At 38.2% G+C, this 26,281-nt stretch carries 25 protein-coding genes and 1 pseudogene; 15 read left to right on the top strand and 11 right to left on the bottom strand.

Annotated elements, in window-relative coordinates:
- The first annotated feature begins 123 nt into the window (after positions 1-123).
- From ACE198_RS01090 to ACE198_RS01060, 7 genes are all read left to right on the top strand, one after another.
- Positions 124-876 (top strand): IclR family transcriptional regulator, encoded by a 753-nt coding sequence (locus tag ACE198_RS01090; RefSeq protein WP_375374387.1) that lies wholly within the window; start codon positions 124-126, stop codon positions 874-876.
- Between the two features lie 419 nt (positions 877-1,295).
- Positions 1,296-2,318 carry an ABC transporter substrate-binding protein gene (locus ACE198_RS01085; RefSeq protein ID WP_375374386.1) on the top strand — a complete coding sequence of 341 codons (1,023 nt, stop codon included), beginning with the start codon at positions 1,296-1,298 and terminating at the stop codon, positions 2,316-2,318.
- 44 nt (positions 2,319-2,362) lie between these two features.
- Positions 2,363-3,178 (top strand): ABC transporter ATP-binding protein, encoded by an 816-nt coding sequence (locus ACE198_RS01080; protein ID WP_098575956.1) that lies wholly within the window; start codon positions 2,363-2,365, stop codon positions 3,176-3,178.
- Positions 3,178-3,987 carry an ABC transporter permease gene (locus ACE198_RS01075; RefSeq protein WP_375374385.1) on the top strand — a complete coding sequence of 270 codons (810 nt, stop codon included), beginning with the start codon at positions 3,178-3,180 and terminating at the stop codon, positions 3,985-3,987. The genes ACE198_RS01080 and ACE198_RS01075 overlap by 1 nt, the downstream gene beginning before the upstream one ends.
- Before the next feature lie 393 nt (positions 3,988-4,380).
- The gene (locus ACE198_RS01070; protein ID WP_375374384.1) at positions 4,381-5,865 is read left to right on the top strand and encodes an aldehyde dehydrogenase; all 1,485 of its coding nucleotides are present in this window, start codon (positions 4,381-4,383) and stop codon (positions 5,863-5,865) included.
- A 109-nt stretch (positions 5,866-5,974) separates the two neighbouring features.
- Positions 5,975-6,754, top strand: a complete 780-nt coding sequence (locus ACE198_RS01065) for a 2-keto-4-pentenoate hydratase (protein WP_098575959.1) — start codon at positions 5,975-5,977, stop codon at positions 6,752-6,754.
- A gap of 40 nt (positions 6,755-6,794) precedes the next feature.
- Positions 6,795-7,583: a 2-keto-4-pentenoate hydratase gene (locus ACE198_RS01060; protein WP_375374383.1), complete on the top strand. Its 789-nt coding sequence runs from the start codon at positions 6,795-6,797 to the stop codon at positions 7,581-7,583.
- Between the two features lie 131 nt (positions 7,584-7,714).
- Here ACE198_RS01060 and ACE198_RS01055 read toward each other — a convergent pair whose 3' ends face one another.
- From ACE198_RS01055 to ACE198_RS01030, 6 genes are all read right to left on the bottom strand, one after another.
- Entirely contained in the window at positions 7,715-8,536 is an 822-nt protein-coding gene (locus tag ACE198_RS01055; protein WP_098575961.1) for a DODA-type extradiol aromatic ring-opening family dioxygenase, read from the bottom strand.
- A 221-nt stretch (positions 8,537-8,757) separates the two neighbouring features.
- Positions 8,758-9,852, bottom strand: coding sequence for a zinc-dependent alcohol dehydrogenase (locus tag ACE198_RS01050; RefSeq protein WP_375374382.1), 1,095 nt, complete (start codon positions 9,850-9,852; stop codon positions 8,758-8,760).
- Positions 9,853-10,004: 152 nt separating this feature from the next.
- Complete coding sequence (locus ACE198_RS01045; protein WP_375374381.1) at positions 10,005-10,691, bottom strand: class II aldolase/adducin family protein; 687 nt, start codon at positions 10,689-10,691, stop codon at positions 10,005-10,007.
- 30 nt (positions 10,692-10,721) lie between these two features.
- Positions 10,722-11,699: a DMT family transporter gene (locus ACE198_RS01040; RefSeq protein WP_375374380.1), complete on the bottom strand. Its 978-nt coding sequence runs from the start codon at positions 11,697-11,699 to the stop codon at positions 10,722-10,724.
- A 7-nt stretch (positions 11,700-11,706) separates the two neighbouring features.
- Positions 11,707-11,943, bottom strand: coding sequence for a ketol-acid reductoisomerase (locus ACE198_RS01035; protein WP_375374379.1), 237 nt, complete (start codon positions 11,941-11,943; stop codon positions 11,707-11,709).
- Positions 11,944-12,044: 101 nt separating this feature from the next.
- Entirely contained in the window at positions 12,045-13,337 is a 1,293-nt protein-coding gene (locus ACE198_RS01030; protein WP_375374378.1) for a Rieske 2Fe-2S domain-containing protein, read from the bottom strand.
- Positions 13,338-13,575: 238 nt separating this feature from the next.
- Between ACE198_RS01030 and ACE198_RS01025 the strand changes: the two are divergent.
- Positions 13,576-13,692, top strand: a pseudogene (locus ACE198_RS01025) (IS6 family transposase); the annotation flags it as partial.
- Positions 13,693-13,766: 74 nt separating this feature from the next.
- Here ACE198_RS01025 and ACE198_RS01020 read toward each other — a convergent pair.
- Both ACE198_RS01020 and ACE198_RS01015 read right to left on the bottom strand, forming a co-directional pair.
- Positions 13,767-14,618: a DODA-type extradiol aromatic ring-opening family dioxygenase gene (locus ACE198_RS01020; protein ID WP_375374377.1), complete on the bottom strand. Its 852-nt coding sequence runs from the start codon at positions 14,616-14,618 to the stop codon at positions 13,767-13,769.
- A gap of 27 nt (positions 14,619-14,645) precedes the next feature.
- Positions 14,646-14,840, bottom strand: a complete 195-nt coding sequence (locus tag ACE198_RS01015) for a 4-oxalocrotonate tautomerase (RefSeq protein WP_375374376.1) — start codon at positions 14,838-14,840, stop codon at positions 14,646-14,648.
- A 318-nt stretch (positions 14,841-15,158) separates the two neighbouring features.
- On the opposite strand from ACE198_RS01015, the gene ACE198_RS01010 reads away from it, so the two are divergent.
- Both ACE198_RS01010 and ACE198_RS01005 read left to right on the top strand, forming a co-directional pair.
- The gene (locus tag ACE198_RS01010; protein ID WP_375374375.1) at positions 15,159-15,941 is read left to right on the top strand and encodes an IclR family transcriptional regulator; all 783 of its coding nucleotides are present in this window, start codon (positions 15,159-15,161) and stop codon (positions 15,939-15,941) included.
- A gap of 33 nt (positions 15,942-15,974) precedes the next feature.
- A complete protein-coding gene (locus tag ACE198_RS01005) occupies positions 15,975-16,913 on the top strand; it encodes an amidohydrolase family protein (protein WP_375374374.1) in 939 nt (312 codons plus the stop codon).
- 490 nt (positions 16,914-17,403) lie between these two features.
- Here the strand turns inward: ACE198_RS01005 and ACE198_RS01000 are convergent, their stop codons facing one another.
- Positions 17,404-18,036, bottom strand: a complete 633-nt coding sequence (locus tag ACE198_RS01000; protein ID WP_375374373.1) for an MOSC domain-containing protein — start codon at positions 18,034-18,036, stop codon at positions 17,404-17,406.
- 88 nt (positions 18,037-18,124) lie between these two features.
- Positions 18,125-19,504, bottom strand: a complete 1,380-nt coding sequence (gene pdxR / locus ACE198_RS00995; protein ID WP_098575972.1) for a MocR-like pyridoxine biosynthesis transcription factor PdxR — start codon at positions 19,502-19,504, stop codon at positions 18,125-18,127.
- Between the two features lie 121 nt (positions 19,505-19,625).
- On the opposite strand from pdxR, the gene ACE198_RS00990 reads away from it, so the two are divergent.
- Positions 19,626-20,237 carry an FMN-binding negative transcriptional regulator gene (locus ACE198_RS00990; protein WP_098575973.1) on the top strand — a complete coding sequence of 204 codons (612 nt, stop codon included), beginning with the start codon at positions 19,626-19,628 and terminating at the stop codon, positions 20,235-20,237.
- Between the two features lie 373 nt (positions 20,238-20,610).
- Positions 20,611-20,745: a BA3454 family stress response protein gene (locus ACE198_RS00985; protein ID WP_098575974.1), complete on the top strand. Its 135-nt coding sequence runs from the start codon at positions 20,611-20,613 to the stop codon at positions 20,743-20,745.
- Positions 20,746-21,076: 331 nt separating this feature from the next.
- Here the strand turns inward: ACE198_RS00985 and ACE198_RS00980 are convergent, their stop codons facing one another.
- On the bottom strand, positions 21,077-22,195 hold the full coding sequence (locus ACE198_RS00980; protein WP_375374372.1) for an ROK family protein: 1,119 nt from the start codon (positions 22,193-22,195) through the stop codon (positions 21,077-21,079).
- Positions 22,196-22,416: 221 nt separating this feature from the next.
- Between ACE198_RS00980 and ACE198_RS00975 the strand changes: the two genes are divergently transcribed.
- Genes ACE198_RS00975 through ACE198_RS00965 form a run of 3 tightly spaced genes read left to right on the top strand, consistent with a single transcriptional unit; the run spans position 22,417 to position 26,151 of the window.
- Complete coding sequence (locus ACE198_RS00975) at positions 22,417-23,193, top strand: SDR family oxidoreductase (protein ID WP_098575976.1); 777 nt, start codon at positions 22,417-22,419, stop codon at positions 23,191-23,193.
- Positions 23,194-23,223: 30 nt separating this feature from the next.
- Entirely contained in the window at positions 23,224-24,753 is a 1,530-nt protein-coding gene (locus ACE198_RS00970) for an FGGY-family carbohydrate kinase (protein WP_375374371.1), read from the top strand.
- Positions 24,754-24,789: 36 nt separating this feature from the next.
- Positions 24,790-26,151, top strand: a complete 1,362-nt coding sequence (locus ACE198_RS00965; RefSeq protein ID WP_375374370.1) for an MFS transporter — start codon at positions 24,790-24,792, stop codon at positions 26,149-26,151.
- Positions 26,152-26,281 lie beyond the last annotated feature (130 nt).

Below are 26,281 nucleotides of genomic sequence, written 5' to 3'. Positions count from 1 at the left end.
GTTGGAAACAGGCTGTCCCTTTATACGGCACACTATTTAGCGAAATCATTTGAAAAAATAGGAATTTGTCGTTAAAATAATAATAATAAAAATATTATGAAAATAAAAAGTGAGGGACGAAAAATGTTGTCTTCAGTACATAATGCAATCAGAATTTTACAGACATTTTCGAAGACAGAGACGGAATTAGGAATAACTGAATTGAGTATTCGATTAGGGCTGGCAAAGAGTACTGTTTTCCGGCTTATGAAAACATTAAATGAATCAAATTTAGTCGAAAAAAATCAGGAAACCCAAAAATATCAATTAGGTATCGCTGCATTCGAGCTCGGCTTCACTGTCTATCATTCAATGGAACTACGCAGAGTTTCAGTCACTATCCTTGAAAAGCTAGCAAAGTCTATTAACCGTGTTGTACGGCTTGGTGTATATGATAATGGTGGAGTGGTATACCTTGTTAAGCGAAGTCCCGATGGGGATAATGGAACGAAATCGAAGATCGGTGACCGGATTCCTACACACTGCACTGCAATTGGTAAAATGCTGTTAGCTCACCAAAATGACAAAGAAGTTGAAAGGGTAATTGAAGATGGTTTGACTCAATATACAGATAAAACAATTGTTTCTGCAAACGAATTGAGAGAAAATTTAAACGAAATTAGAAAGAAAGATTTTGCTTTAACAATGGAAGAGTTGAGAAATGGAATCTCCTCTGTAGCAGTACCTGTAAAAAATGACTTAGGAAAAGTGGTAGGCGCGATAAGCATTACCGGTTCTAAATCATTTTTTTATTTAAATCAGATCGAGCAATACGTGCGTGAACTCAGACATTGCAGCAGCCTGATTACAGAACGAATGGGAATGGACTACTATTAATTAATAATAGACTGATAGCAATAATTACATACTTAATTTTCGAGAAATGATTAGTCTAACTAATCATTCTTTCTTTTTATATAAAGTTAACTATAGGTTTTCATTTTTATTTTAGTAAAATGTGGAGTAAGTTGATGAATAACATTCATTGTTAATATTTACAAGTTAACAATAGTGAAAATTTTTTTAAGCTCGTTCCATATATGAGAACAAAGCAAATTACACGCTTATTTTTTTATGAGAATATATTTACTGTAATATTTAGAATATTTTTTAAAAGATAACGAAGACATTCCGAATTTTTTTCGGAGTGAAAGCGTTTCCTTGATGAGGAGGAGATAGGTGGTAGAAGGAATCGTTCAATAAAACTGTAAATATTATTTCTTGTACTAATAAAACAAATCTAGGGGGGCTAAATGATGAAAAAAGTAGTATATGGATTTTCACAAAAACTATTCGTCGTACCATTCTTGATACTAGCTTTGATACTTAGTGCTTGTGGAAAAACGGAGAATACTCAATCAAATGTAAAAGCTGGAGATGGTACAAGTAAACATGGAAAAACGAGCATTAGCATGGCATTCCCTTCCTATAATGCTAGCTATCTGCCAGTATTCGTTGCTGAAAAGAATAAGCTGTTTGAGAAGAACAATCTTGTAGTTTCTATTACAAAGGTACAGGGCGGAGTCATTGCGCTTAGAGGACTTCAGACAAATGAGTTTCAAATTATTTCCAGTCTCCCAGAATCAGTCATAAATGGCATCGCATCTGGAGCGAATATCAAGTTGATTGGGACATTTGACGATCAATCCATGTATAGTATTTACACAACATCAGATATCAAAAAACCGGAAGATCTTAAAGGACAAGTTGTGGCAACGAATCGGACAGGAAATGGCACAGACATTCAGCTCCGCTGGTGGTTACAGCACAATGGATTGGAACCTGATAAGGATGTCCGTATTATAGAAGCCGGTGAAAACTCAACTCGTCTTCAAGCATTAGTAACCGGTCAAGCGAAGTTAACCATTCTAAGTCAGCCAACAGATTTAAAAGCAGAAGCTGCCGGAATGCATAAATTATCTCTTATGAGGGATGACCTGAAAACGTATAATCACAACATGTTAATTGCCAATGGCGAGTTTTTAAAGAACAATCCGGAAGCAGCAAAAGGCTTTATGGCTGCTATTGCTGAAGCAACCGAGTATGCAAAAAAGCCAGAAAATAAAGAGGAAATGGTTCAAATCATAATGGAAAAATTAGAAATGAGTCAGGGAGAAGCTGAAAAATCTGTTGATTTCGTGTTGCCTGCTTTAGCAGATAAAGGTAAAGCTAACATTGAAGGGCTTGAATGGGCTGTTAAAACGGCGAAAGAAGCAGGGATGCTAACAGGTGATATAACAATCGACCAATTATATGATGATTCTTATATTGTAGATTAAACAAGTACATTCTTAAGTAAAATCTATCTAAAGAGGTGATCGCCATGACTAAAACATTCGTAAAAACAAAGACCCCTATTTTAAAATTTGATAATCTGAACGTTATTTATAATGAAGGTCAGCCGAATCAAGTACATGCATTAAAGGATGTTTCCGGAGAAATACATGAGGGAGAATTTATTTCGATCATAGGACCGAGCGGATGTGGAAAAAGTACGCTTCTTCACACATTAGATGGGCTGCTTAAGCCTACCTCTGGTACTATTTTGATAAATGGATCAGAAGTTCATGGACCTGATGAAAATAGAGCAATGGTATTCCAGGATTTTGCCTTAATGCCATGGCAAACAGTCTATGATAATGTTGCTTTTGGATTACGGATGGCAGGAAAGAAAAACAAGGAGATTCGTGATAAAGTCTTGCATTATATCAAAATGGTTGGCTTGGAAGGTTTTGAGCATAAATACCCTCATCAGCTGTCCGGAGGAATGAAACAAAGGGTTGGAATCGCCCGTGGTTTTGCAGTAGAGCCAAAGGTTTTACTGATGGACGAGCCATTCTCTGCGATAGATGAACAAACACGGGAAATCATGCAGGAAGAAGTCTTGAAAATCATGTTAAATGAGAAGAAAACGGTCATTTTCATCACACACTCGATTGATGAAGCGGTTTTTCTCTCCAGCAGAATTATCTTAATGTCCGTGCGTCCTGGACAAATAGTGGATGAAATTAAAATAGATATCCCTTATCCAAGAACGCTTGAAACGAAAGTGTTACCCGAATACCAGGAATATAAGCAGTCGATTTGGGATCATCTAAAAGGGGAAGTAAGAAGGCAATATAAGAAGGGGGAAGCATAATGCAAGAAGTAGGAGTTACTAAAAATCTCTCATCATCTACTTTGAAAAAGAGTACATGGAAGATACCTAAAGGTGTCCTCTATCCTTCTGTGACACTGCTCATTATTTTAATTATTTGGGAGTTATGCGGTCGCTTAAATCTCATAGATCCGTTTATGTTTAGCTGGCCAAGCAAAATTTTCACCGAAGCCATTGTCTTTTTCGTCTCTGCAGAGGTTTTTACACATCTTGCTGTCAGCGGGATGGAGGTTGGCATTGGATTTGCTATGGCGTTAATCGGGATTCCAATCGGATTAACAATGGGATATTGGAAAAATCTTGAATTAGCTTTTGACCCCTTTGTAACAGCACTCTATACAACACCAATGATCGCATTGACACCATTATTTGTGTTATGGTTCGGTTTAGATACTCTTTCCAAGGTTATGATGGTGTTTGCCTTATCCATTTTCCCAATTTTGATTAACACAATGTCAGGTGTCAAAATGACGGACCCGTCTTTAATTAAGGCTGCCCGCTCCTATGGGGCAAGCAAAGGACAAATGTTTAAAGAGGTTATTTTGCCATCAGCTTTCCCATTTATTATTACTGGTATCCGCTTAGCACTTGGCCGAGCATTAATTGCAGTAGTTGTTGCAGAAATGCTTGCAGGTAATAAGGGAATTGGGTATGCAATCAGGCATGCATCAGAGCTGTTCCAAACTGCCCAATATTTAGCCTATGTGGCGGTATTAATGGTAGTAGCTGTTTTATTAACAGAGCTTTTAAAGATATTTGAAAAGAAAATTGCTCCTTGGCGGAATTTATAGGGTGAAAAAATTATAGTTTGAGCTGTTTTAAGGTTAAAAACGAAAAAACTCACCGAAATCGGTGAGTTTTTCCCTTCCCTCTCCTTATTATTGGATGGAGTTAAGAGTTACTAAAGGATTATTTAGGTTTTATCTTTTGATTTGGATTTAATATAAATGATGTCCTGATCAACCGTAGATTCCCTTTTTTGACGAGTTTCTTCTATTTAAATAATGTAATCCCGAGGTTCTTTTTTGCGTGTTTGTTATATTATTTAAAATAGTGGGAAATTTTAAAAAAAGTGAAACCTGTTCCATATACAGCAACAGCATAGTTGTATATGGAACAATTAGTCGATAAAATAATATTAGAAAGTATTATAGATTGCCATTTTAAAGGAGGGTTTTTTAACCATGCAAGTCGAAACTAAAACGGTAGTAGAACCTATTGTAAAACCATTTGATTGTTTAAATTATATTGACGGAAAATTTGTTGAATCTGTAGATGGAAAAACATTTAAAAACGTGAACCCTGTTACCGAAGAAGTTTACGGTACAGTTGCAGAAGGAAGCGCAGCAGATATTGATTTAGCTGTTAAAGCTGCTAAACGTGCTTTTGAAGAAGGACCATGGGGAAAAATGAGTGTTCAAGCTCGTTCAAAAATTATCCGCAAAGTTGGGGATATTCTTGAAGCAAGACAAGAAGAAATCGCTCAATTAGAATCATTAGATACTGGTAAACATCTTAAATTCTCACGTCACGTTGATGCTCCTCGTGCAGCAGCAAACTTTCATTTCTTTGCTGACTATATGCTTTCCGTAGGGACAGAGGCATACCAGGATGAAGTTCATCATGCACTTAACTACGGTTACCGCCGCCCCATCGGAGTAGTTGGATTAATCCAGCCATGGAACCTTCCATTATTCTTATTAACTTGGAAATTAGCTCCAGCTTTAGCTGCAGGCTGTACAATCGTTATTAAACCATCTGAATTAACTCCAATGACAGCAACAAAATTAATGGAAATTCTTAAAGAAGCTGGCGTGCCAGATGGAGTTGTAAACTTGGTTCACGGTTTTGGACCTGGCGCGGGCAGTGCAATCAACAAACACCCTGACATTGCAGGTATTGGCTTTATCGGACAAGTAAGTACAGGTGCTCGGATCATGGCGGAAGCTGCCCCAACATTGAAAAAACTATCTTTCGAATTAGGAGGTAAAAACCCGAACATCATCTTTGCAGATGTGGATATTGATGAAGTAGTCGCAACAACTGTTAGATCAAGTTTCACAAACCAAGGGGAAGTTTGCGTTTGCGGTTCAAGAATTTATGTTGAACGCCCAATTTTTGACGAATTCGTAGAAAAATTTGCAGCAAAAACAAGAGAATTAAAAGTTGGTGATCCATTTGATCTGTCCAACGATCAAGGCGCATTAGTTGCTAAGGTACACTATGATAAAGTAATGAGCTACCTGAAAATCGCTGAAGAAGAAGGCGGTACTTTCGTTACAGGAGGTAAGCGTCCTGAAGGTTTGGATAAGGGATATTTCATTGAACCGACTATTATTACTGGTTTAGATGACAGCTCTCGATGTGTTCGTGAAGAAATCTTTGGACCAGTTGTTACCGTTATTCCATTCGACTCCGAAGAAGAAGTGATTGCGGCAGCAAACGATACTCGGATGGGCTTAAGTAACACAATCTGGACAAACGATATCCGTCGTGCCCACCGTGTAGCACAAAAAATCGAATCAGGTTTATCTTATATCAACTGCTGGTTTGTACGTGATTTAAGAACTCCATTCGGCGGAACGAAGGATAGTGGAATAGGTCGTGTTGGTGGAGTTCACAGCTGGGAATTCTACACTGAATTAACTAATATTTGTGTTAAACTATAATTCTTTTTAGGCTGTGTCAGATGCCATTGTTGATTTGAGCGGAATAATTAAATGTTTCTCTGCATTTACACACTTTAACTACATAAATAAATAGAAAGGATGTATTCAATTGACTAGTAAAATTGAAAAGTTTGCAGCTCAGTTATTAGAAGCTGAAAAGAAACACGTTGGAATTGACCCTATAACAACAGTTGATCCAGAAATTACGGTTGATGAAGCCTACTATATTCAATTGGAAAATATCAAAAAGAAATTAAATGAAGGACAAAAAATTGTCGGCAAAAAAATCGGTCTAACCTCCGTTGCAGTTCAAAAAATGTTGGGAGTTGATGAGCCTGACTATGGACATCTATTAGATAGCATGGTGGTTGAAAATGGAGGTACGATTTTTTGCGAAAACATGCTCCAGCCAAAAATTGAAGGTGAAATCGCCTTTGTTTTGAAAAAGGATTTAAAAGGTCCAAATGTTACTGCTCTTGATGTATTACAAGCAACAGATTATGTTATTCCCGCCCTGGAAATTGTTGACAGCCGGGTGCAAGATTGGAAAATTAAACTGCAGGACACGGTTGCTGATAATGCTTCTTCTGGATTGTTTGTTTTAGGAGGCACGCCTACAAAAATTGAAGATATTAATCTTGAATTAATTGGTATGGTTTTATACCAAAATGGTGAAGTGGCGAATACCGGTGTAGGTGCAGCTGCACTTGGAAATCCTGCAACTTGTGTGGCATGGCTTGCCAACCGTTTAGCCGAATACGATATTACCCTAAAAGCCGGGGAAGTCATCCTGTCAGGGGCATTATCTGGCATGGTAGTTGCAAATCCTGGAGACAATTTTACAGCAAGGTTTGCTCATCTTGGACAAGTAAGTGTTAACTTTAAATAATAAATAATAAACAAATTAAAGTGACGAAAGAGGGGAAAAAATGTCTAGTGAGATTATTAGGCAAATTGCTGATTACTTAATTGCTGCAGAAGTAGATAAACGTGAGGTTGTAAAAGTTACTTCAAAAATTAAACCAGATTTAACAGTCGAAGAGGCTTATGAAGCACAAGAATTACTTGTTCAGAAAAAATTGGATGAGGGCAAGAGAATTGTTGGACCTAAAATGGGATTAACAAGTAAAGCAAAATGGGATCAAATGGGTGTCTCGGAACCAATTTACGGATATATATTCGATTATATGCTGATTGATAACGGAGGTGCACTTCCTTATTCTGAACTAATTCACCCAAAAGTAGAAGCAGAAATTGCTTTTGTAATCGGCGAGGATATTGAAGGACCAGGGATTACAGGCGCTCAGGTACTGGCAAAAACAGAGTATGTTTTACCTGCACTTGAAATTATTGACAGCCGCTTTGAAAATTTTAATTTTACACATACAGATGTTATTGCCGATAATACGTCTGCTTCCAGAGTAGTATTTGGAAATACGCTTAAAAAACCTAGTGAGTTTGACTTGGAATTAGTAGGCTCAACATTATCGATTAATGGAAAAATTAGAGAACTAGGTACGGGTGCAGCCGTTTTAGGACATCCTGCCAATGCAATTGCTGTATTAGCCAATATGCTTGCAAGAAAAGGTGAAAGAATTTTGAAAGGTGACATCATTTTATCCGGAGCGATAACAAGTGCAGTACTGTTAAACGTAGGGGATTTTGTTTCTGCTAAATTTGATGGTCTCGGGGAAGTTACTTTTACTGTTACAGAATAATTTAATATATCTTGATTTCATACTTGAAAGTATAATAAAAAAACAGATGTTTCAAGAAGAACGATTCTTCAAACATCTGTTTTTTTGTGATTTTGATAGATTCTATTACTATTTATATACTTGGAAACATACTACTTTAAACTTGAAACCTTGTTTTTCGAAAACGTAATAAGGGGATTCCAGCTTCCCGATGATTGTCCGTCTGCATAATAGACTGGAGTACAATCTATGTCGATGACTCCCAAAAGCATCGCTACATGTCGGCCGCCTGATTCCACTTTAGCTATACTTGAAAATTGTGGCAGCATTTGATAGGCAGCATGATAATTTTTATTCATAATTAAATCTAAAAACTCTTTATTAAGGGCATGTTCAGAAAGAGTTGGCATATTGTGCCTTCCACGTACTAAGTTATGGGATAAAGCACCGCTTGAAACGAAAACAACCTTCTCCTTCGTATCCTGTAAAACCTTAGCGATGACTTGGCCCCATTTATAGGTTTCTTCGATATTAGCAGCTAGCGTAACAGATAGGTTGATAACAGGTATATCTTCTTTTGGGACGAGATACCGTAAAGGTACAACCGTACCATAATCCCACTCGAAATGCCCCCCGTATACCCCTTCGACTGGAATATTGGCCGCTTTTCCGGCTTCTACTAATTTTTTTCCCAAGTTTTCGTCACCAGGGTAATTATATGGAACGTCTGTAATCATATCTGGGGCTTCCTGTGCAGTCAGCAGCCCTTTATGAACTGGATTACAGTCAACATAATGTGCAAAAGTAGATGGCCAGTGACAAGAAACTAAAACAATCACATCCGGTTTGATTTGGGCAATTTCCTTTGCAACTTCTTTCAAACCCGCAACTATGTTTTGCTGAAAATCCGGTACTTTATCCTCGTGGCAAAGACTTGGAGCGTGTGGTACAAGCATGCTTAACTCAATTGACATGAATAATTCCTCCTAGATTGTTTTTATATAGTTTGAATTATTTTTGTATTTAAAAAATTTCAACCACTATGTTAATAGTGGCTTATTCCTTTTTCTCCTACAAGGATGTTATTCTTCTATATGGAACAAAAAGGAGATTTTCGTAAGTTTATTTGTGGTTCTTTTCAAGCATCAAAAAGCCCCTTTGCAAAAAGGAGCTTTTTGAAGTTTTGTTTTAAACTTTACATCCACGGTGAGACGGTAACTAATAACCGGGATGAGTCAACCTCTCCTGCAGCTGTTCTTAAAGCCAGGTCGGTCTCACTTAATTTATAATTATGTGAATTCATGATACCGAGAGGAAATTTACCGGAAGATATAAGCTCTACAGCCATTTGTACCGATTTATAACTATGTCCGCGGACTCCTTTAATTGTTAACGATTTGTTATAGATGATATCAAGATCAAAATCATTGAAGCGTTGGTGTTTTAATGCTCCTAATAACACAGTACCTCTTGTTTTTACCACTTCTAATGATGAGATGACAGGGTCCGTTCCTCCACTCGTTACATCAATAACCAAATCAGCCATTTTTCCATTCGTTATTTCAGAAACCTTTTCGATCAAATCCTCTGAACTTACATTAACCGTATAATCAGCACCAAGTTCCAGAGCCAGTTTCAGACGTTTAGCACTACTATTTCGTCCAGTCATAATTACCGTTTCAGCTCCGGCTGCTTTTGCAGCTAAAGCACATGCCAGTCCTTGCTGGCCTGGACCTTGAATAACTACAACATCCCCGGGGCCGACTTGCCCGATGATTCGCATCCATTCAAATCCGTTAGATAATGGTAATGTCAATGCTGCCTCATCAGCTGGAACATGAGAGGGAATTTTGTGGATTACAGCATTGGGATGCAGGTATAAATATTGACTGAAACCTCCGTAAAGCGATGGTTCAATAGCAATTGGTGTAGCTCCATATCTTATTCCATTCGCTTTTGGATTCGTGCTTGCACATAAACGATATAAACCGGTTCGACAAAATTCACATTGACCGCAAGGAATATACTCTTCCATGACAATCCGGTCGCCTTCTTTAACGCCCCAACGCTTCGAAGCTAATTCACCAATTTTGTAAATATGACCTACTACATGGTGCCCTAAAATCATAGGTTCTTTTAAATTATTATAATAAGAAACATCCGTACCACAGACCCCTACAATTTCTACTTTTAAAATACCTGTATCTTTATCTATATCTGGTAATTGAACTTCTTTAATCTCTGTATGTTTGGTACTCGTTGCTACTGCAGATAATGCTACTTCTTCCATGAATACCCTCCTCTAAAAATCCTTATTTAGGTCCCTTACCCCGTTTTATTTTCAATATTAAATATGTTTTTATTACCCCTGTTTAAAACCATGAAAACTATTATAGAATTAAGATGTTTTCCAACTGTAAAGGAGTAACGTCCCCCTTGCTTTTAATTTTTAAGTTTACTAAGGTGGTAATCCCATACCTTTTGAATATTTTTTGGCTGCCAAATAAATTTTGACATACTAACGATTTCCTCATCCTCTAATGAATGAGCATAGCCCAATTGACTTCCCATATATTGTCGCTGTGCGTTCTCTTCTAAAAACACACTACGCACAAATGTTTCGATAATGGATTGACCGGTGATGACGGCACCATGTGCCTTTAAAAGAGCAATATGATGATCTTCTATTTTTTTTGCCAATTCATCGGCAATTTCAACGTTACTTATTGAATGAGATTTAGAGAAAACTGGAATCGTTCCCAGCACTGCTCCTTGTATAATGACTGGACGCAGCGGCATCTTCGCTATTGTAAAGAGCGTTGACCACCTTGGATGGGTATGACAGATCGCCTGAACATCTGGTCTACGCTTGTAAATTTGTGTATGAAGAGGATATTCATTTGGCGGCATACCCCTTCCTTCAACAAGGTTTCCCGTCATATCAATGGTAATGATATTATCTACAGTTAAAGAACTTCTGCTTACTTCAGCCGAGTTTATCAAAATCAAATCGGTTTTAGGAATCCGAACACTGGAATGACCATTAAAATCGATATGTCCGATATTCTCCAACATCCGAATCCCCTCTACCAGCTGCTTTTTTAACTCTTCAAGATGATAAACGTTCAAATAGTTACCTCCCACCACTAACATAATCGCCTAACCAATTACGATAAAACCTGCTCCGATCATAGCAATAATAGCTGCCAAATAAACAGTTTTAGTTGTTCCCTCATGAGTTTTAAAAATAAAAGCTGACAATATAAGTGTAAAAATAACATCGGTTGACGTAATAATCGCTACTCTGGATACATCACTAAACATTAATGCTGAAAAATATAGAATTTGCCCTAATGAAGTGGCTATTCCTGCGGCAAATAACCAAGGTTGAAAATATGTAAAAGTCGGCACGATCGATTGTTGGAATGTCTTTTTTAGCAAAGAGATAATGAGGAATATCAGGATCCCTACAAGCGCTCCGATCATGGTGCCGAAAAATGGATCAGGAATTTCGGACAACCCCTCTTTTCTCACCACATAACCGATCGAATACGCTAAGGCAGATACCACGCCATACATATATCCTAAACTAGTAATTAATTTAAATCGTTTGATCCAAAGCATACTTTTATTCACATTTTTTTTTGAGTTTACTACTGTAGTTTCGTTCGCTGCAGCAGTCTCATTTTTTTGTAATCTTCTATTTGAAATAATCGTTTCATACATCAAGAACGATGAACTAGCAAAGATCATGATCATTCCACTGAAAACCATAAGGTTCATCGATTCATGAAGGAACAACACACCAATCATGACAGTAAAAAGTGAATTCAAACGTTTAAGTGTAGAAGCCCGTACTGAACCTAAGTGCTGGATAGATGTAAATAGAAAACTTCTCCCGATGTAAGCTGTTAAGATACCAGCTAAAACATACCATCCTATCCCTTTTGTTGTATATTGCGGCCAATCCTGAAATAGCCCCTTGGCCAGGGTGATGATGCCCGCAAGTCCGAAGGTTATCAGGACAGAGAGAAAAGCTCCGTTATTTTTTGAAATAGGGGTTACCCCTTTTTTCACCATGACATTGGCACAGCCAAAAGAAAAGGCAGCGACGAAAGCTAAAATTTCCCCTATCATTCCACAGCTACCAAACTTGAATGATATCCGCTGATTCTACTGCATCCCAAAGGTTTTTCACATGAAACCCATCCCGTTCTGCTTCTGTCCATAAATCATCAACTGGTCTAAGCCCAATCACGACTGAGATATCATGATCCCGTAACATTTTTGCAAAATCCATTCCTTCTCTGCTGTATCCTAGTATCGCAATGGATTTACCATATAAATAATCTGGTATAACCAATTGTTCTGCTAATGCCATACGATTCACCCCTTAAAGTAAAAGCCTGTACGATAGAAAAATTCACAACTATTCTATCGTACATGGATTTCATCTAAATCTGAAATTCTAGTTAATTGCTATTAATTTGTTTTAATAAGCTGATATTTTGCTGTCATATTTTCCTTCAAACCTTTTCTCCAATCAACTCCCTTAGGAAGGAAGGCATCACAAGCCCTTACATCACGGTAGGTTTCTGGATGAATCCCTTTTGGAGCCTTACCACTTTCCACCTCTCTTACCGCTTCTAACAATAGCTGTCTTGCTGCAATAATTGCTAAATCGGCAGTTCCAAGACGTTCTTTTGTACGGTCAGGAAACGGTTTTTCCATGGTTTCCTGCAAAGCATAGTCCTGAGTGTTAATTCCCTCTATTCCGGTAAATGTTTTCGTGCGCTGAACTTCTCGATCAATGAGATAATCATTGGAAGGATTTCGTTTTAATCGATAACCTGGCAGTACATCATCAGGACCTCTTCCAAAGGCAATCTCCTGCTGTAAGGAAAATTCCGGATCTAAAGGAATGGAAGGTTCAGAAGTATATTTAAAATTCCAGACCCACACACTTTCATCATCAATTGGTACCCATATGTGACCGCGAATGGTTGGATATTCCTCTTGGCTGCCATCGTGCCACTTCAACATCTGACCACGCATTTGCTGGGACGGCATGATAAACTGATAGGCACGAATATAGTTGCCATCATCTTTTAAATCGCGGATCCCCGCATAACGAAAACCGTAATCCGTTTTATCCACTTCGAGCTTTGGATTTGTTGCACGGTTGCGTAAGGAATTTTTATCTTGGATATTGTTGTTATGAGCAAACGATGAATGGGATGTATCAATTCCGCCTTCAAGAGCTTGCAGCCAATTGCAGCCTTCATAGGTTTTCGACACTTGGAAATGAGTTTCAGGTGCCCTCAACCATTCATAATCCGGAAAGCTTGGCTGTTTTTCTTTAGGTCCCATATAGGTCCAAACGATCCCGTTTTTCTCCCAAGTCGGATAAGATGTCAGATGAACCTTTTGCTTAAAGTTGCTTTCACTCGGTTCATTTGGCATATCTACACATTCACCGTCTCGATTAAACTTCCATCCGTGATATGTGCAGCGAATCCCGCATTCTTCATTCCTACCCCAGAATAAATGCGCCCGGCGATGTGGACAATACGCGTCTAAAATCGCTACCTTCCCCTCTGAATCACGGAAAGCAACCAAATCTTCCCCTAATATTCTCAATCTAATTTGCGGACTATCTGGTTTAGGTACTTCTTCCGAAAGAATTGCCGGGACCCAGTATCTTCTGAATACCTCCCCCATTGGGGTTCCTTTGTTCGTTAGACATAATTTTTCATTATCCTCTTTTTTTAACATAAAGCTCTCTCCTTTTTAAGATTATTTTGAATTTATTGATCATTTATAAGAAAATTATACGATGATAAAAGGGAGTATTATAGGGAGGGTTCTTGCATATGAAACAAAATGAAAAAAATAATCAACCTTTTTAATAATTATTTATCTGCAGCCATAAAAGAAACAGGTTGTTGCGATAGTTTATTTTCTTTTTCAGCGAAAAGGGACAGGTTACTACTGTAATCATACGAGGTAGAGATTACTTGCAGGGATAGAGGCTATGCACATGATCAAAAAAGGACAGACTCTCCAAAGGGAGAAGTCTGTCCAAAATCAAAAAGAATTCATCCATCAACTGTTTAGACGAGTTGCTTAAGACCAGGGGTCACTAGAAATCTTTTGCTTTTTTATATTTTCTTCAATTATTTGCATCAGAACATGATTCCTATTTTATTTCGCCTCTACGATATGAGAGGGATTCTGATGATTAAGGTTTGAATGTTGAGGCTCAAAAGTCATGAGCACATTTCCACTGCCCGAAGATTGACCATAGCCATAATAATTACTTTTCTTACTCTCTTCCAGCACACCTAGCAGCGCTGCCAGGTGACGGCCACCTGATTCTACACCCGCATTTCTCGCATACTGAGAAAGCATGTTCCTCGCAGATGAAAGGTCATTGTTTTGCAAATATTCTAGGAATTGACGGTCAAGAGCCTGCTCAGACAAGGATGGCATTGCCTCCGGTCCCCTTACAAGGTTATGGGAAAGAGCACCGCTACTGATAAACATGACATGTTTATCGCTTTCCCGTAACACTTTTCCTATTTGTTGTCCCCAAGCATACGTTTCTTCTAAACTAGCAGCCCATGTCACTGAAAGATCAATGACAGGGATATCCTCTTTTGGAACAAGATAGCGAAGAGGGACGATTGTACCGTAATCCCATACATATGTTGGATCGTCTACCGCTATGACAGGAAAACCTGCCTCTATCCCTGCCGCTACTAATTGGTTGGCTAGCTCTGTATCTCCGGGATAGTAGTAGGGAACATCGGAAATAAGTTCAGGACACTCGAATGCCGTTAAAATCCCCCTGTGTTCAGGCGTAACATCCACAAAATGCTTAAAACTGGACAACCAATGACAAGAAATCATCACGAGCACATCAGGCTTTGCTTCTTCAATAACCTTTGCCACTTGATGCATTCCCTCCACGATCTCGTTCAAAAATTCCGGAGCTTGATCCTCATGACACATGCGAGGTGTATGAGGTGTAAGTATTCCTAGTTCAAGCGTCATTTGCACTTCTCTCCCTTCCATTTACGTTTATCTATTTGGCATGTCTGATACAGATATACCCCCGATTCCCCAGTGAGTTTTTGGCACTTCTGATACAAGAATACGAACGTTTTCTTTCGGAGCACCAAGCGTAGTGCTCACGGTTTCTGTCACATTATGAATGAGTTCCTTCACTTTCTCTTCGGGTCTTCCTTCCAAAATCTGAATGTTTACAATCGGCATAGCCTAATCACCTCCTCTAACATGAAGAAATGTTCTATTCTGCCATCTTAAAAGACATTTCTTCTAAACCGTCAAGTTTAGCTAAAACCTTATTTCCAGACGCTCAGCGAATGCATCCGTTTTTCAACCTTTGACTTCTTGTTATTTATAGTAACGGGATGTTGTTCATTATACAACAAACTCATTCTTCTATATGGAACTAAAAAGAAAAATTTTTAAATTTTTTAGAATATTGCACTTGTTATGAGGTTTAAGTTAAAATAAGTTGTACATCATAAGAGATTAATGTTCTTATATAAGCATCAATTAGAAAGGAGAATGTTTATGGAGACTAAGAACAATCAAGATTACCTGCTTTCTTCAGTAAAAAATGCTCTTCGTCTATTACGAAGCTTTTCGATAGATGAACCTGAGAAAAAGGTAACTGACTTGGCTTCTTCATTGGGACTGGGCAAAAGCACAGTTAGTCGTTTATTAGCGACTCTCGCAAGTGAAGGGTTTGTGTATAAAGACCCTGAGACGCAAAAATATCGTTTAGGTCTCACCATTCTTAATTTAAATACCATAGTCACTTCAAACCTTGAAATTAACCGTGAATCACAACCTGTTCTCCAAAAGCTGGTCAATGAGGTTGGAGAAACAGCTCATATTGCTGTATTGGAAAATATGGGTGTTGTTTATTTAAATAGGGTAGAGTGCAAACATCCCGTACAAATTTTATCTCATATCGGAAGAAGAAACCCTCTTCACTGTACGAGTTCAGGAAAAGTGATCCTTGCCCACCAGAAGGAGGAAATAATTGAACAATTCTTCGAAGAAGGCCTTCAAAAATATACGATGAATACAATAGCCGATCCTGATGACCTTCGCAACATATTAAAAACTGTCAAGGAACAAAGATATGCGGTAAGTGTTGAAGAACTTCGCGAAGGAGTTGCATCGGTTGCAGCCCCAATATGGGATTACACCGGAAAAGTCATGTATGCTGTAAGTGTTGTTGGACCGGTCCACCGTATGAATCCTCATAACCCTGCACTCATTAATAAAGTGAAAAGTGCAGCTAAAGAAATATCTGAGAGGCTGGGTTACTGGAAACATTAATTTATTCAAAATAGAAAAAGGAGCGTGATTACTTTGTTTGATATGCATACTCACTTCATTCCGCCAGATGTCTTGCTTTGGCTTAAGGATAACCAGAATTTAGTTCAAGCAAGATGGGAGAAAAAATCACCAGATCAAGCTGACTTTCTTACAGTAAATAATAAATGGGGATTTGAGCTCAAAGAGTCATTTATCAATCCTGGATTATATCTGCAGGAACAAGAAAAAGCTGGCGTTTCTCATTCCCTTGTCTCACCTATTCCCCAGCTTTTTATGTATGATTTTCCTGAATATATTACAAGTGAGCTTTCAACAGTCTACAATCGTTCACTAGGTAATTGGATTCATGACAACAATGAGCGATTATCGGCACTAGCTACCATTCCATTAAACAATCCTGTTCATGCAGCAAACGAATTAAAGCATGCGATGAATTTAGGATTAAAAGGAGCCATAATTGGGCCCGGGCTATCAAATGTCATGTTAACAGACGAATTTTTCACTCCTTTTTGGGAGGAAGCCAATTATCAAAAAGCCATCATTTTTATTCATCCTCTGCTTTGTGAGGATCCGCGACTTCAGAAAAGGATGATGCCTAATCTAATTGGGGTACCGTGGGAAACAACCATTTGTGCTGCAGATTTATTGTTAAGTGGTATGCTGGACAAATATCCAAATGTAAGAATTTTGCTAGCTCATGGCGGCGGTCTACTTCCCTACCAGATTGGTCGTTTAAATAAAGGATATGAAAAATGGATAGGGGTTTCCTCTTCATTGCAAGCTCCTCCAGAAGAGTACTTGCGTCGCTTTTGGTTTGATAACGTACTTTGGAACAATACAAGCTTGAATTTTCTCGTAGAAATGGTTGGATCCGATAGAGTAGTTCCTGGATCGGATTTTCCTTTCGACCTATGTGCTTGGCCTCCTATAGCAAATAATGAGAGTGGAGTTAAATCTCTCCTATCTATCTAAAGGAGTTATAGTAGAACGACAAGTAGTCAAGGCTTTATGAAAGCGCTTGACTGCTTGTGTATCATTTCTATAAATTAATTACCTCTGCCACACAAAGTTGACAGAGGCGGTTATTGCCCTTGAAGATTTCATCTTTCCAATATTGGGAATTAAAATGCTCAGTTCCCATTTCGGATCATAAGCTCTTTTTGTTATTAATTTTACAAACTCATAACTTTCAATTGAAGCTGATATAAATAAAATTTGTCCCTTTTGAACATTTGCTCAAGTCTTCGCCGCTTTCCACTCCAATCAACAGGGTTATAAAATCATTAATGACCTTTACATCATCCCTTTGTATAATTAAGATACCGCCATATGATGAAATGCTAATTACGAGCAAAAAAACCATAAAAAGGCATTCGATTAAGCTCATCGAATGCCTTTTGTCTACAATCTGAGCCTAGCTTTTTAAGCTAGGTTATTTATGTATCTGCAGTATTTATTAAAATCATATCAATTTTAAAAATCTATTTCTCCAGTCCTCTGCAAGAGCATCAACCGTCAATATTTTTTCAACGGATGTTTTATCTTGTTGTTGATGAAAAAGAATTTGTGTAGCAAAGGAAACGGAAATTTCTTTTGAGTGTTTTTCAACAAGAGTGATTTCTGAGTCGAACTTAATCGTTCCCTCTTCCAATACCCGAAAAAAGTAACCAGTTAGGGTTGTTTCAATCACTTTCTTTAAAAATTGATTCTCCTGATTATATTTGGAGATAGTTGCACAAGGTACTCTCCCTTGTGTTACTTGAACAATGGTTTCCCCTATTTTAAATATATCGCCAATACAAACTTGTTCTTCCACCATTCCTGTTGCAGTAATATTTTCCCCAAAGGCAGGTAGAATTAGCTTTTTTTGAAATATCTCTTCCCAATAAGAGTAATGCTCAAATGCATATAAACATACCGCACGATCTGGTCCGCCGTGAAACTTGTGGTTTTGAACATCATCACCTACAAAGCCAGATTTTTTCAGCTCAACAGCTTGTACAGATGACTTTCCGATTGCGGAAAGTTCTTTTTTATTGTTCCAATTAAATTCCTTCGGTTTTCCAACAGCTAAATTAATAATTTTTCGATTCAATTTGAATTTACCTCACTTTTACCAAACTCTTTATTTCATATGCAAATCCCCACCTAGTCGAGCAACCTGCAATTGTTAGATGCAACTATTATGTCCAAGCGTCTTTTAAAAGCTTTATACCTAATTGTATTTCCTCACAAGTAAGATTACTGAATCCGAGCTTAATTATTGCCCCGTCAGAATGATTTTTTATGAAATAGATGGAGGTAGGATACACCTTAACCCCATTAATAGAAGCCCGCTCAATTAACCATTCTTCTGTACGATTCAGATGTACCTTAACTAATACATACAAACCAGACTGTTCCCCAATAATGGATATATTTTGTTTGAAGTGTTTTTTTAATTCAGAAACGATGCACTGCATTTTTCGCTTATACACAAGTCGCATTCGTTTAATATGGCGACTCCATTCCCCCTCTTCCATAAATTTAGCCATTGTAAGCTGACTAAGAAGGGAAGTGGTACTCTCGAAATGGGTAAATCGGTGTTTATAATGCTTTAAAAGGATCTGTGGCAGCACCATATAACTTAGACGGATTCCTGGAAGAAATGACTTTGAGAAATTCCCTAGGTAAATAACTTTTGTTGAATCAATAGAAGCAAGTGCTGGGAATGGCTGCTGCGTATATCGAAATTCACTATCATAATCGTCTTCGATAATATATCCATGATTCTTGTTCGCCCAATGAATAAGCATTTGCCTTTGTTGAATAGACATGCTTACTCCTATTGGACTTTGATGGGAGGGCGTGACATAGATTAGCCTTGAATTCATTTGTTCTAATTTAGAAAAATCAGCACCAGATTCATAAACGGGTAAAGTTTCAAGCGTGAAACGATGAAATTGAAAAGCTTCCCTTGCTCCATCATAACCTGGGTCCTCTACAATAATGCTAGTGAAATCCTCCTTCAGGATTTGCCCGAGATAAATCAACATTTGTTGGGTACTACTGCCGATTATGATTGCATTTGGATTTGCTTTCACCCCACGGGATTGCAGTAAATATGCGGAGATTTGTTCACGCAGGCACAGTTCACCAAAGGGTTCCCCATATCGAAAGCTTCCCTGTAATGTTAGCACCTGATTTGAGATTCTCCTCCAAACTTTCAGGGGAAAATTGGTTTGATCTACGGCTCCTGCCCGGAAATCAATTAGGATTGGTGTCACCGGCTTTGTTTGCTTTTTATTGGGAAAAATTAAATCATCTTGAACTATAAGTGGATCTAATTCATTTACAAAATACCCTTTTCGACCTTCTCCACGGATATAACCTTCAGCTACAAGCTGCTCATATGCCATTAATGTGGTATTACGACTTACTTGAAGTGAGTCTGCTAGACCGCGAATGGAGGGCAGTGGGTCACCAGCCGGTATGTCGCCACGCTCAATAAATAATTTAAACTGCTCGTAAATTTGTTTGTATTTGGGCAAGTCATCCTTAAAAGCAAAAATGGTTTCTTTCATTTACATTACACCTTTGACATGTTCTTTTATTCATAATTGTACCTTTTTATATGTCAGTTGGCATTATAAAATATCTTATACAGTACCGCCAATTACTGGCCAAATGAAGGAGGAGCTAATCATGTATATTCCTAAAGATTTTAAACTAGATGACGAAGAAATCATTAATGATTTTATCGAAAAATACAGCTTTGCCACTTTATTTTCTCAGCACAACGGAGAACCATACGCTACCCATCTTCCACTTACATTAAATAAAGATGAGCGTGCCTTATATGGTCATTTTGCCCGCCAAAATGACCAGTGGAAGGATATTGAAAACCAACAAGTTCTCGTTGTTTTCCAAGGTCCTCACTGTTATATTTCACCTTCTTGGTACGAAACAAAAAAGGCAGTACCTACTTGGAATTATGTGTCTATTCATATATATGGAAAGATGGAGATGGTCGAGGAACCAAAAGTAATATTTGATTCTTTAAATGACATGGTAAAAAAATATGAAAGACCAGATAGCTTATACAATTTAAAGGATGTAGATTCACAATTTATCGAAGGAATGAGCAAAGGGATTGTCGCATTCAAAATAAACATCTCAAAAATTGAAGCAAAAGCTAAATTAAGTCAAAATCATCCCGCCGAACGGCAGGAGTTAATTATTAATCAACTAGAAAGAACTTCCCAACAAGATAATATACAAGTGGCATCCCTTATGAAGAAAAATCTACAAAAATAAAAGTTTTTTCATCTGTTTTGTAGAGCTAACGTGCCTTATTGAGCAGGATTGTCCTAACGAATTTTGTTTTTATCTTTCGACATTTTTCCGCAATCTAGGAAGGGTAAAAAAATACATTTGAGAGTAGAATCATATAAAGTTTATTGATTTTATTGACTTTTATTGTCATTACCTTTACTAGAAGGGATAGAAATTTTTGGTAAGTCGAGATTTTGTCAAATCTTGACCTTTTTTTTAGCTTTATTCCATTTCATTTTATTTGTAAAATATAAAAAAGTTAGAAAACATTTATAGAAATACCTAAATGCAATTGAATTTATTAGAGAAGTGCACGAACCAAAAAGTTAGAATTAAATAAAGGAGATAGAGCAAAATGTACAAGTATACAATCTATGTAACGCATAATGGCAAAGTCTATCAAACCAACGTAATAGCTACCAAAAACCAAACAGAAGAAGAAGTTTATCGTATTGCACAAGAACAAGTTCTTAAACAATGGGCAAATTAAATACGGGATCTTGGGATTAAAATGGAACTTCCACTTGAAAAGTAGATTTTGGATTGCTTCCTTTACTAGAAATCTAGCTGCCAATGGTGGCTTTTTTTGTTTAACAAAAGGACGGGTTAGTGAAAGGGAAGAAAAAAAGAGCCTTCTTGCAAATACAAATAAATAAAGGTCATTTAAGATGGATAAATACCTACTATTCTTAGACGGAATAATATGAATTTGGTTTCTTCTTTCATCAAAAGAGTTTACACATCTTTTATTCAAGGGGTCTAATGAAAATAGCCCCTCTCATCATCATTTGAGAGGGGTTTTATCTATGGTAAAAAAAACATTAAATAGAATTCAAAAAGGATTGAATAAATGGGATAGCAGCACCTACAGGTACCCCATTAACGGATGAACGGCTTATGTGAATAAAAGGCTCGCTGCTCGGAAATGCAGATTTTTCATTAATTTTTTCATGAAGAATGTCAATGTCTTCTTCTATTAAGTATGGAGATAGATGTCCACCTAGTATAAATTCTCTGTTAAGGACAAGATTGATATTGTTGATTGAAAATGCCAGTTGATCTAAAAAGGAATTCCACCTCTCAGCATACGAAGGGATACCCATACGAACCTGTTGGAAGAAAAAATCTAATGACTCATCTTCATCCAGAAGGGCATTAATAGAGCTATACGTTTCCATGCATCCTTTTTTTCCGCAGTAGCAGGAAGGCCCGTTAGGATCAATCGTCATATGCTCGATTGTTCCGCTATGTCCGTGTTTTCCCATATAAATTTGATCATTGATAATAATGGCTCCGCCAAGATGGGGACCAATCGAGAGATAAACAGCATCTCCAATATCATTTCTTACCCACAACTCCGTTGTTGCTGCACACTTTGCATCATGTAAAAACCTACAAGGATAATGGAGAAATTGTGAAAAAACCCCAATCTCTAATCCTGTTGGGATTAATATTTTTCCATACGTTATTTTTTCACCGTCATTTGATGTCAATCCTTGTACAGCAAAACCAATCCCGAGAATCTCTTCCACATGAAGAGATGTGATGAAAGACTGTACAGCATAGCTTAGCTCTTTATAATACCTCTCCACATTGGAATAATCCATCGCAAGTCTCTGATGTTGAAAAGCATGGCCGCGTAAATCAATGGCTATAATTTGGACGGTCCTTTTCTGTATTTCTATTCCAATGCTGATACGAGCTTGAGGACATATTGCATAAGCGGTGGCACGCCTGCCTACAGAAGATTCAAACTGCCCACTCTTCTCAATCAATTTTTCTTTTTCCAAGCGAACGAGATTTTGGGTCACAGTTGGTAAACTTAAATTTAGTTGGTTCGCAATTTCTTGTTTAGAAAGTTTCTGATTTTGATATATGAGATGATAAATCGAGGAATAATTACCTCTTTTTATATCTTTAAATGTGATGCTATTTTCCATGTTATACCTCATTTTGCAAAATTATTTTATAAAAAACCTTTTTTAAATTCAATTTAAATATACCACACAAATTCATACAATCACAACTTTTTCATGAAGTGTCTGCCATTTTAATATTTTGTCCTTATTGACTTCGTTAAGAAAACGTTTTATTATGTAAATATATTTTATAAAACGACTTTATAAAATTCATTTCACAAAAAAAGAAATGGGGAAAAAACATGGGTATTATTGAAAAAATGAGACTGGACGGGAAGAAAATTTTTGTCACTGGTGGTGCAAGGGGAATTGGAAAAAGTGTTGCGACCGCTTTTGCTGAAGCAGGAGCAGATATAGCCATCGTTGACCTCGATATCGAGGAAGCAAGCAAAACAGCAAGAGAACTAGAAGAAAATAATGGGATTCAATCCATTGCCATCAAGGCAGATGTTACAAACCCAGAAGATGTAAATGCCATGATCGAAAAAGTACTGGATGCTTTCGGCCGTTTAGATGTTGCCTTCTGTAATGCCGGAATCTGTATGAATGTTCCAGCAGAGGAAATGACGTATGAACAGTGGAAGAAAGTAATTGATATTAATCTCTCCGGCGTTTTTCTAACAGCGCAGGCAGCTGGTAAAGTCATGTTAAAACAAGGCGGCGGTTCTATTATTAATACGGCATCGATGTCAGGGCATATTGTGAATGTGCCACAACCGCAAAGCTCCTACAATGCCTCAAAAGCCGGGGTCATCCAGTTGACTAAATCCCTCGCGGTGGAATGGGCGACAAGAAATGTCCGCGTCAATTCTATTAGTCCTGGATATATTGGAACCGAACTGACATTAAATTCTCCGAGCTTACAGCCATTGATTCAACAGTGGAATGAAATGGCACCGCTTCACAGAATGGGAAGACCGGAAGAACTTCAGTCCATCTGTGTCTATCTTGCAGGAGATACTAGCAGCTTCACAACGGGATCTGACTTTGTCATCGATGGTGCCTTTACTTGTATTTAATAGACTAAAAGATTCTTAGGAGGAGTAACTATGAAGTACTTACTAGGTACAGATATCGGAACATCCGGCACCAAAACCATCCTAATGGACACAGAAGGCAATTTAATTGCTCAAGATTTACAAGAATACGATGTATTGACCCCAAAGCCTTTATGGGCAGAGCAGTGGCCAGATGTATGGCTTGATGCAGCAAGAACATCCATTAGAAACACGGTACATAAGTCAGGAATTCCAGCGGAGAACATAAAGGGTATCGCTATTAGCGGTCTATACGGGGGTTCAGGAATTCCCTTGGACGAAAACATGGAACCGGTTAGGCCATGCATGATTTGGATGGATCGAAGAGCAGAAGCCGAAACAAAATGGGTAATCGATACGATCGGAGAAGAAAAACTACTCGACATTACCCATAATGGGGCCGACCCTTATTATGGCTTTACCAAAATGTTATGGATGAAAAATCATGAACCGGAAAATTGGAATAAAACCAAGCTTTTTCTCCCGCCAAATGATTATGTCATTTATAAGCTGACTGGAGAAATTGCTATTGATTATTCTTCTGCAGGAAATATCGGCGGGATTTTTGATATGAATAACAGAACCTGGTCCAAAGAGTTGATGAATGCGATGGGCATTCCGCTGTCGATGATGCCAGAAAAGATCGTGGAATCAACTGATAGTGTAGGTGGATTGACAAAAGAAGCCGCAGCCGAGTTGGGACTTTCTGAAGGAATGCCAGTGATCGCCAGTGGCATTGACTGTGGTGCTGCCAATATCGGTCTCGGTGTATTTGAATCCGGGATTTATGCAGCAGCCATTGGAACTTCTATGTGCGCGGCCTTCATTTCCGATAAACCAGTGAAAGGAAAAGATTTGATTGTCTGGCCGTACTTATTTGATGCCAAAAGGCTTTCCTATAATTTTGCTGGTGGAGCGACAGCTGGAGCGATCGTGAAATGGTTCCGTCAAACGATGTGCCAATATGAATTGGAAGCAGAGAAAGCAGGCGGGAAAAATGCCTATGATCTATTGAACGAACAAGCTGCAGGAATTCCAGTTGGAAGCGATGGGTTGATTGTCCTTCCATACTTTATGGGAGAAAGAAGTCCAATTTGGGATTCCGATGCAAAAGGGACAATCGTGGGACTCTCATTGGCGCATACCAAAGCGCATATTTATCGTGCCTTTCTGGAAGCGGTTGCGTTCTCTTTACGGGATGCAATGGAAGCGACAGGAGAAAACCTTGGAGAATATATCCTGCTTGCCGGCGGAGTCACCAAATCAAAATTATGGAGACAAATCTTTGCTGATGTCACGGGTTATCCAGTGGTCTGTCCTATTCATGATGTAGAAGCGAATATGGGTGATGTCATGCTGGCTGGAATTGGCACAGGTCTTCTCTCTTATGAAGATGTGAAGAAATGGCAGGTTCTAGACCAGAAGATCATGCCTAATAAAGGGAATCATCAGAAATATACTGAGTATTACCAAGTTTATAAATCTATCTATCAAAATTTAAAAGCTGATATGAAAACGTTGACAAGGCTTTCTGCAAGATAATTTGAGCATAAGCAAAATAAAGGATGGTTGATGCAGATGAATAGATGGAAGAAAAGAATTGGATACGGGGCTGGCGACTTCGCCTGCAACCTCGTATTTAGTACGATGGCGTCTTATTTGTTGTTTTTTTATACCGATGTCTTTGGAATCACCGCAACCGTTGCCGGTACTTTAATGTTAGTAACCAAAATCATCGATGCTTTTGCCGATACGGGGATGGGATTATTGGTCGATCGGACTCGTACAAGATGGGGACAAGGAAGACCTTACTTCATAATCGGGGCGATTCCGTTTGCTGTTTTTACCATCATGACCTTTATTGTTCCGGATTTCAGTATGTCCGGAAAGATTCTCTGGGCTTATATCACTTATTGCTTGTTAAACATTGCTTATACAGTGGTCAATATCCCATTAAATACCATTGTACCAAGGTTAACGTCTGATAACCATGAGCGGAACTGGTTAGTATCGACAAGGATGATTTGTGCATTAATTGGAACCGCTTTAGTTATGACGATTACGACGCCGCTTGTCACTTTCTTTGGTCAAGGTGATACCCAAAAAGGCTATTTGATTACAATGACCATTTATGGCATCGCCGCGGTGTTCGTGTTTTTATTTACCTTTATGAACACAAAAGAGGTGGTTCCGCCTACTGTTCAACCTGGGAAGTCCTCTTTTAAAGACGATTTTAAGGGATTAACAGGCCCGGCTGTTATTTTCTTTATCTTGAACTTTCTCTATTTTGGTCTTTTTGTCATACGAAATACAACCGTGATCTACTATTTCACCTATAATCTGGGACGTACGGATTGGCTGACGTTTGTCGGACTATTCGGCATTCTTTCTGGGCTGCCAATGCTGCTGCTCTTGCCTTGGCTTCAAAAGAAAATGCCGAAGAAAAATGTATTGCTTTTAAGTACGGTCATTTATATTGTCGGAGATTTAGTGATTTATTTCGGAAAGTCATCACCTGTCTTACTGATTGCCGGTTTGACGATTACCGGCCTGGGGATTTATGGAATCTTCGGAACTACCTTTGCGATTCAGCCAGATGTTATTGATTATTCAGAGTACAAAAACAACAGAAGTATTGCAGGAATGATTGCAGCCTTTCAAGGTTTTTCTGTTAAAGTAAGCTTGGGGCTTGGGAGTGCACTCGTTGGTGTTATTTTGAAAATGGGCGGCTATGTTCCGAATAGCACACAAACTGCCAAAGCTTTATCCTATATTGAAATCAGTTTTATCTGGGTGCCACTCGCCATTTGTTTACTGATTGGAATTACGATATGGTTCTATAAACTTGACGATAAACGGGCCGAAATGGATGTAGAACTCGACCGCCGACGTGCATTGGTAAACCAAAAGGTTGAAAGCCAAAATATTGTAAACCTCTAATAAATTGGAGCCTTTCTGAATAGAGAGGCTCTTTTCTTCTGTTCCATCTATGTTTTATTCTTCCTCTATATGCCTGAACACCACAGGAGGCAGATGAACAAGTTTGACAAAAAAATTAAATATACCTAAT

Source organism: Neobacillus sp. KR4-4, from assembly GCF_042136325.1.
In the GTDB taxonomy this organism is placed as follows: Bacteria; Bacillota; Bacilli; order Bacillales; family Cytobacillaceae; genus Neobacillus.
The sequence above is the reverse complement of the archived record's forward strand: the minus strand, read 5'-3'. Positions and strand labels throughout refer to the sequence as shown.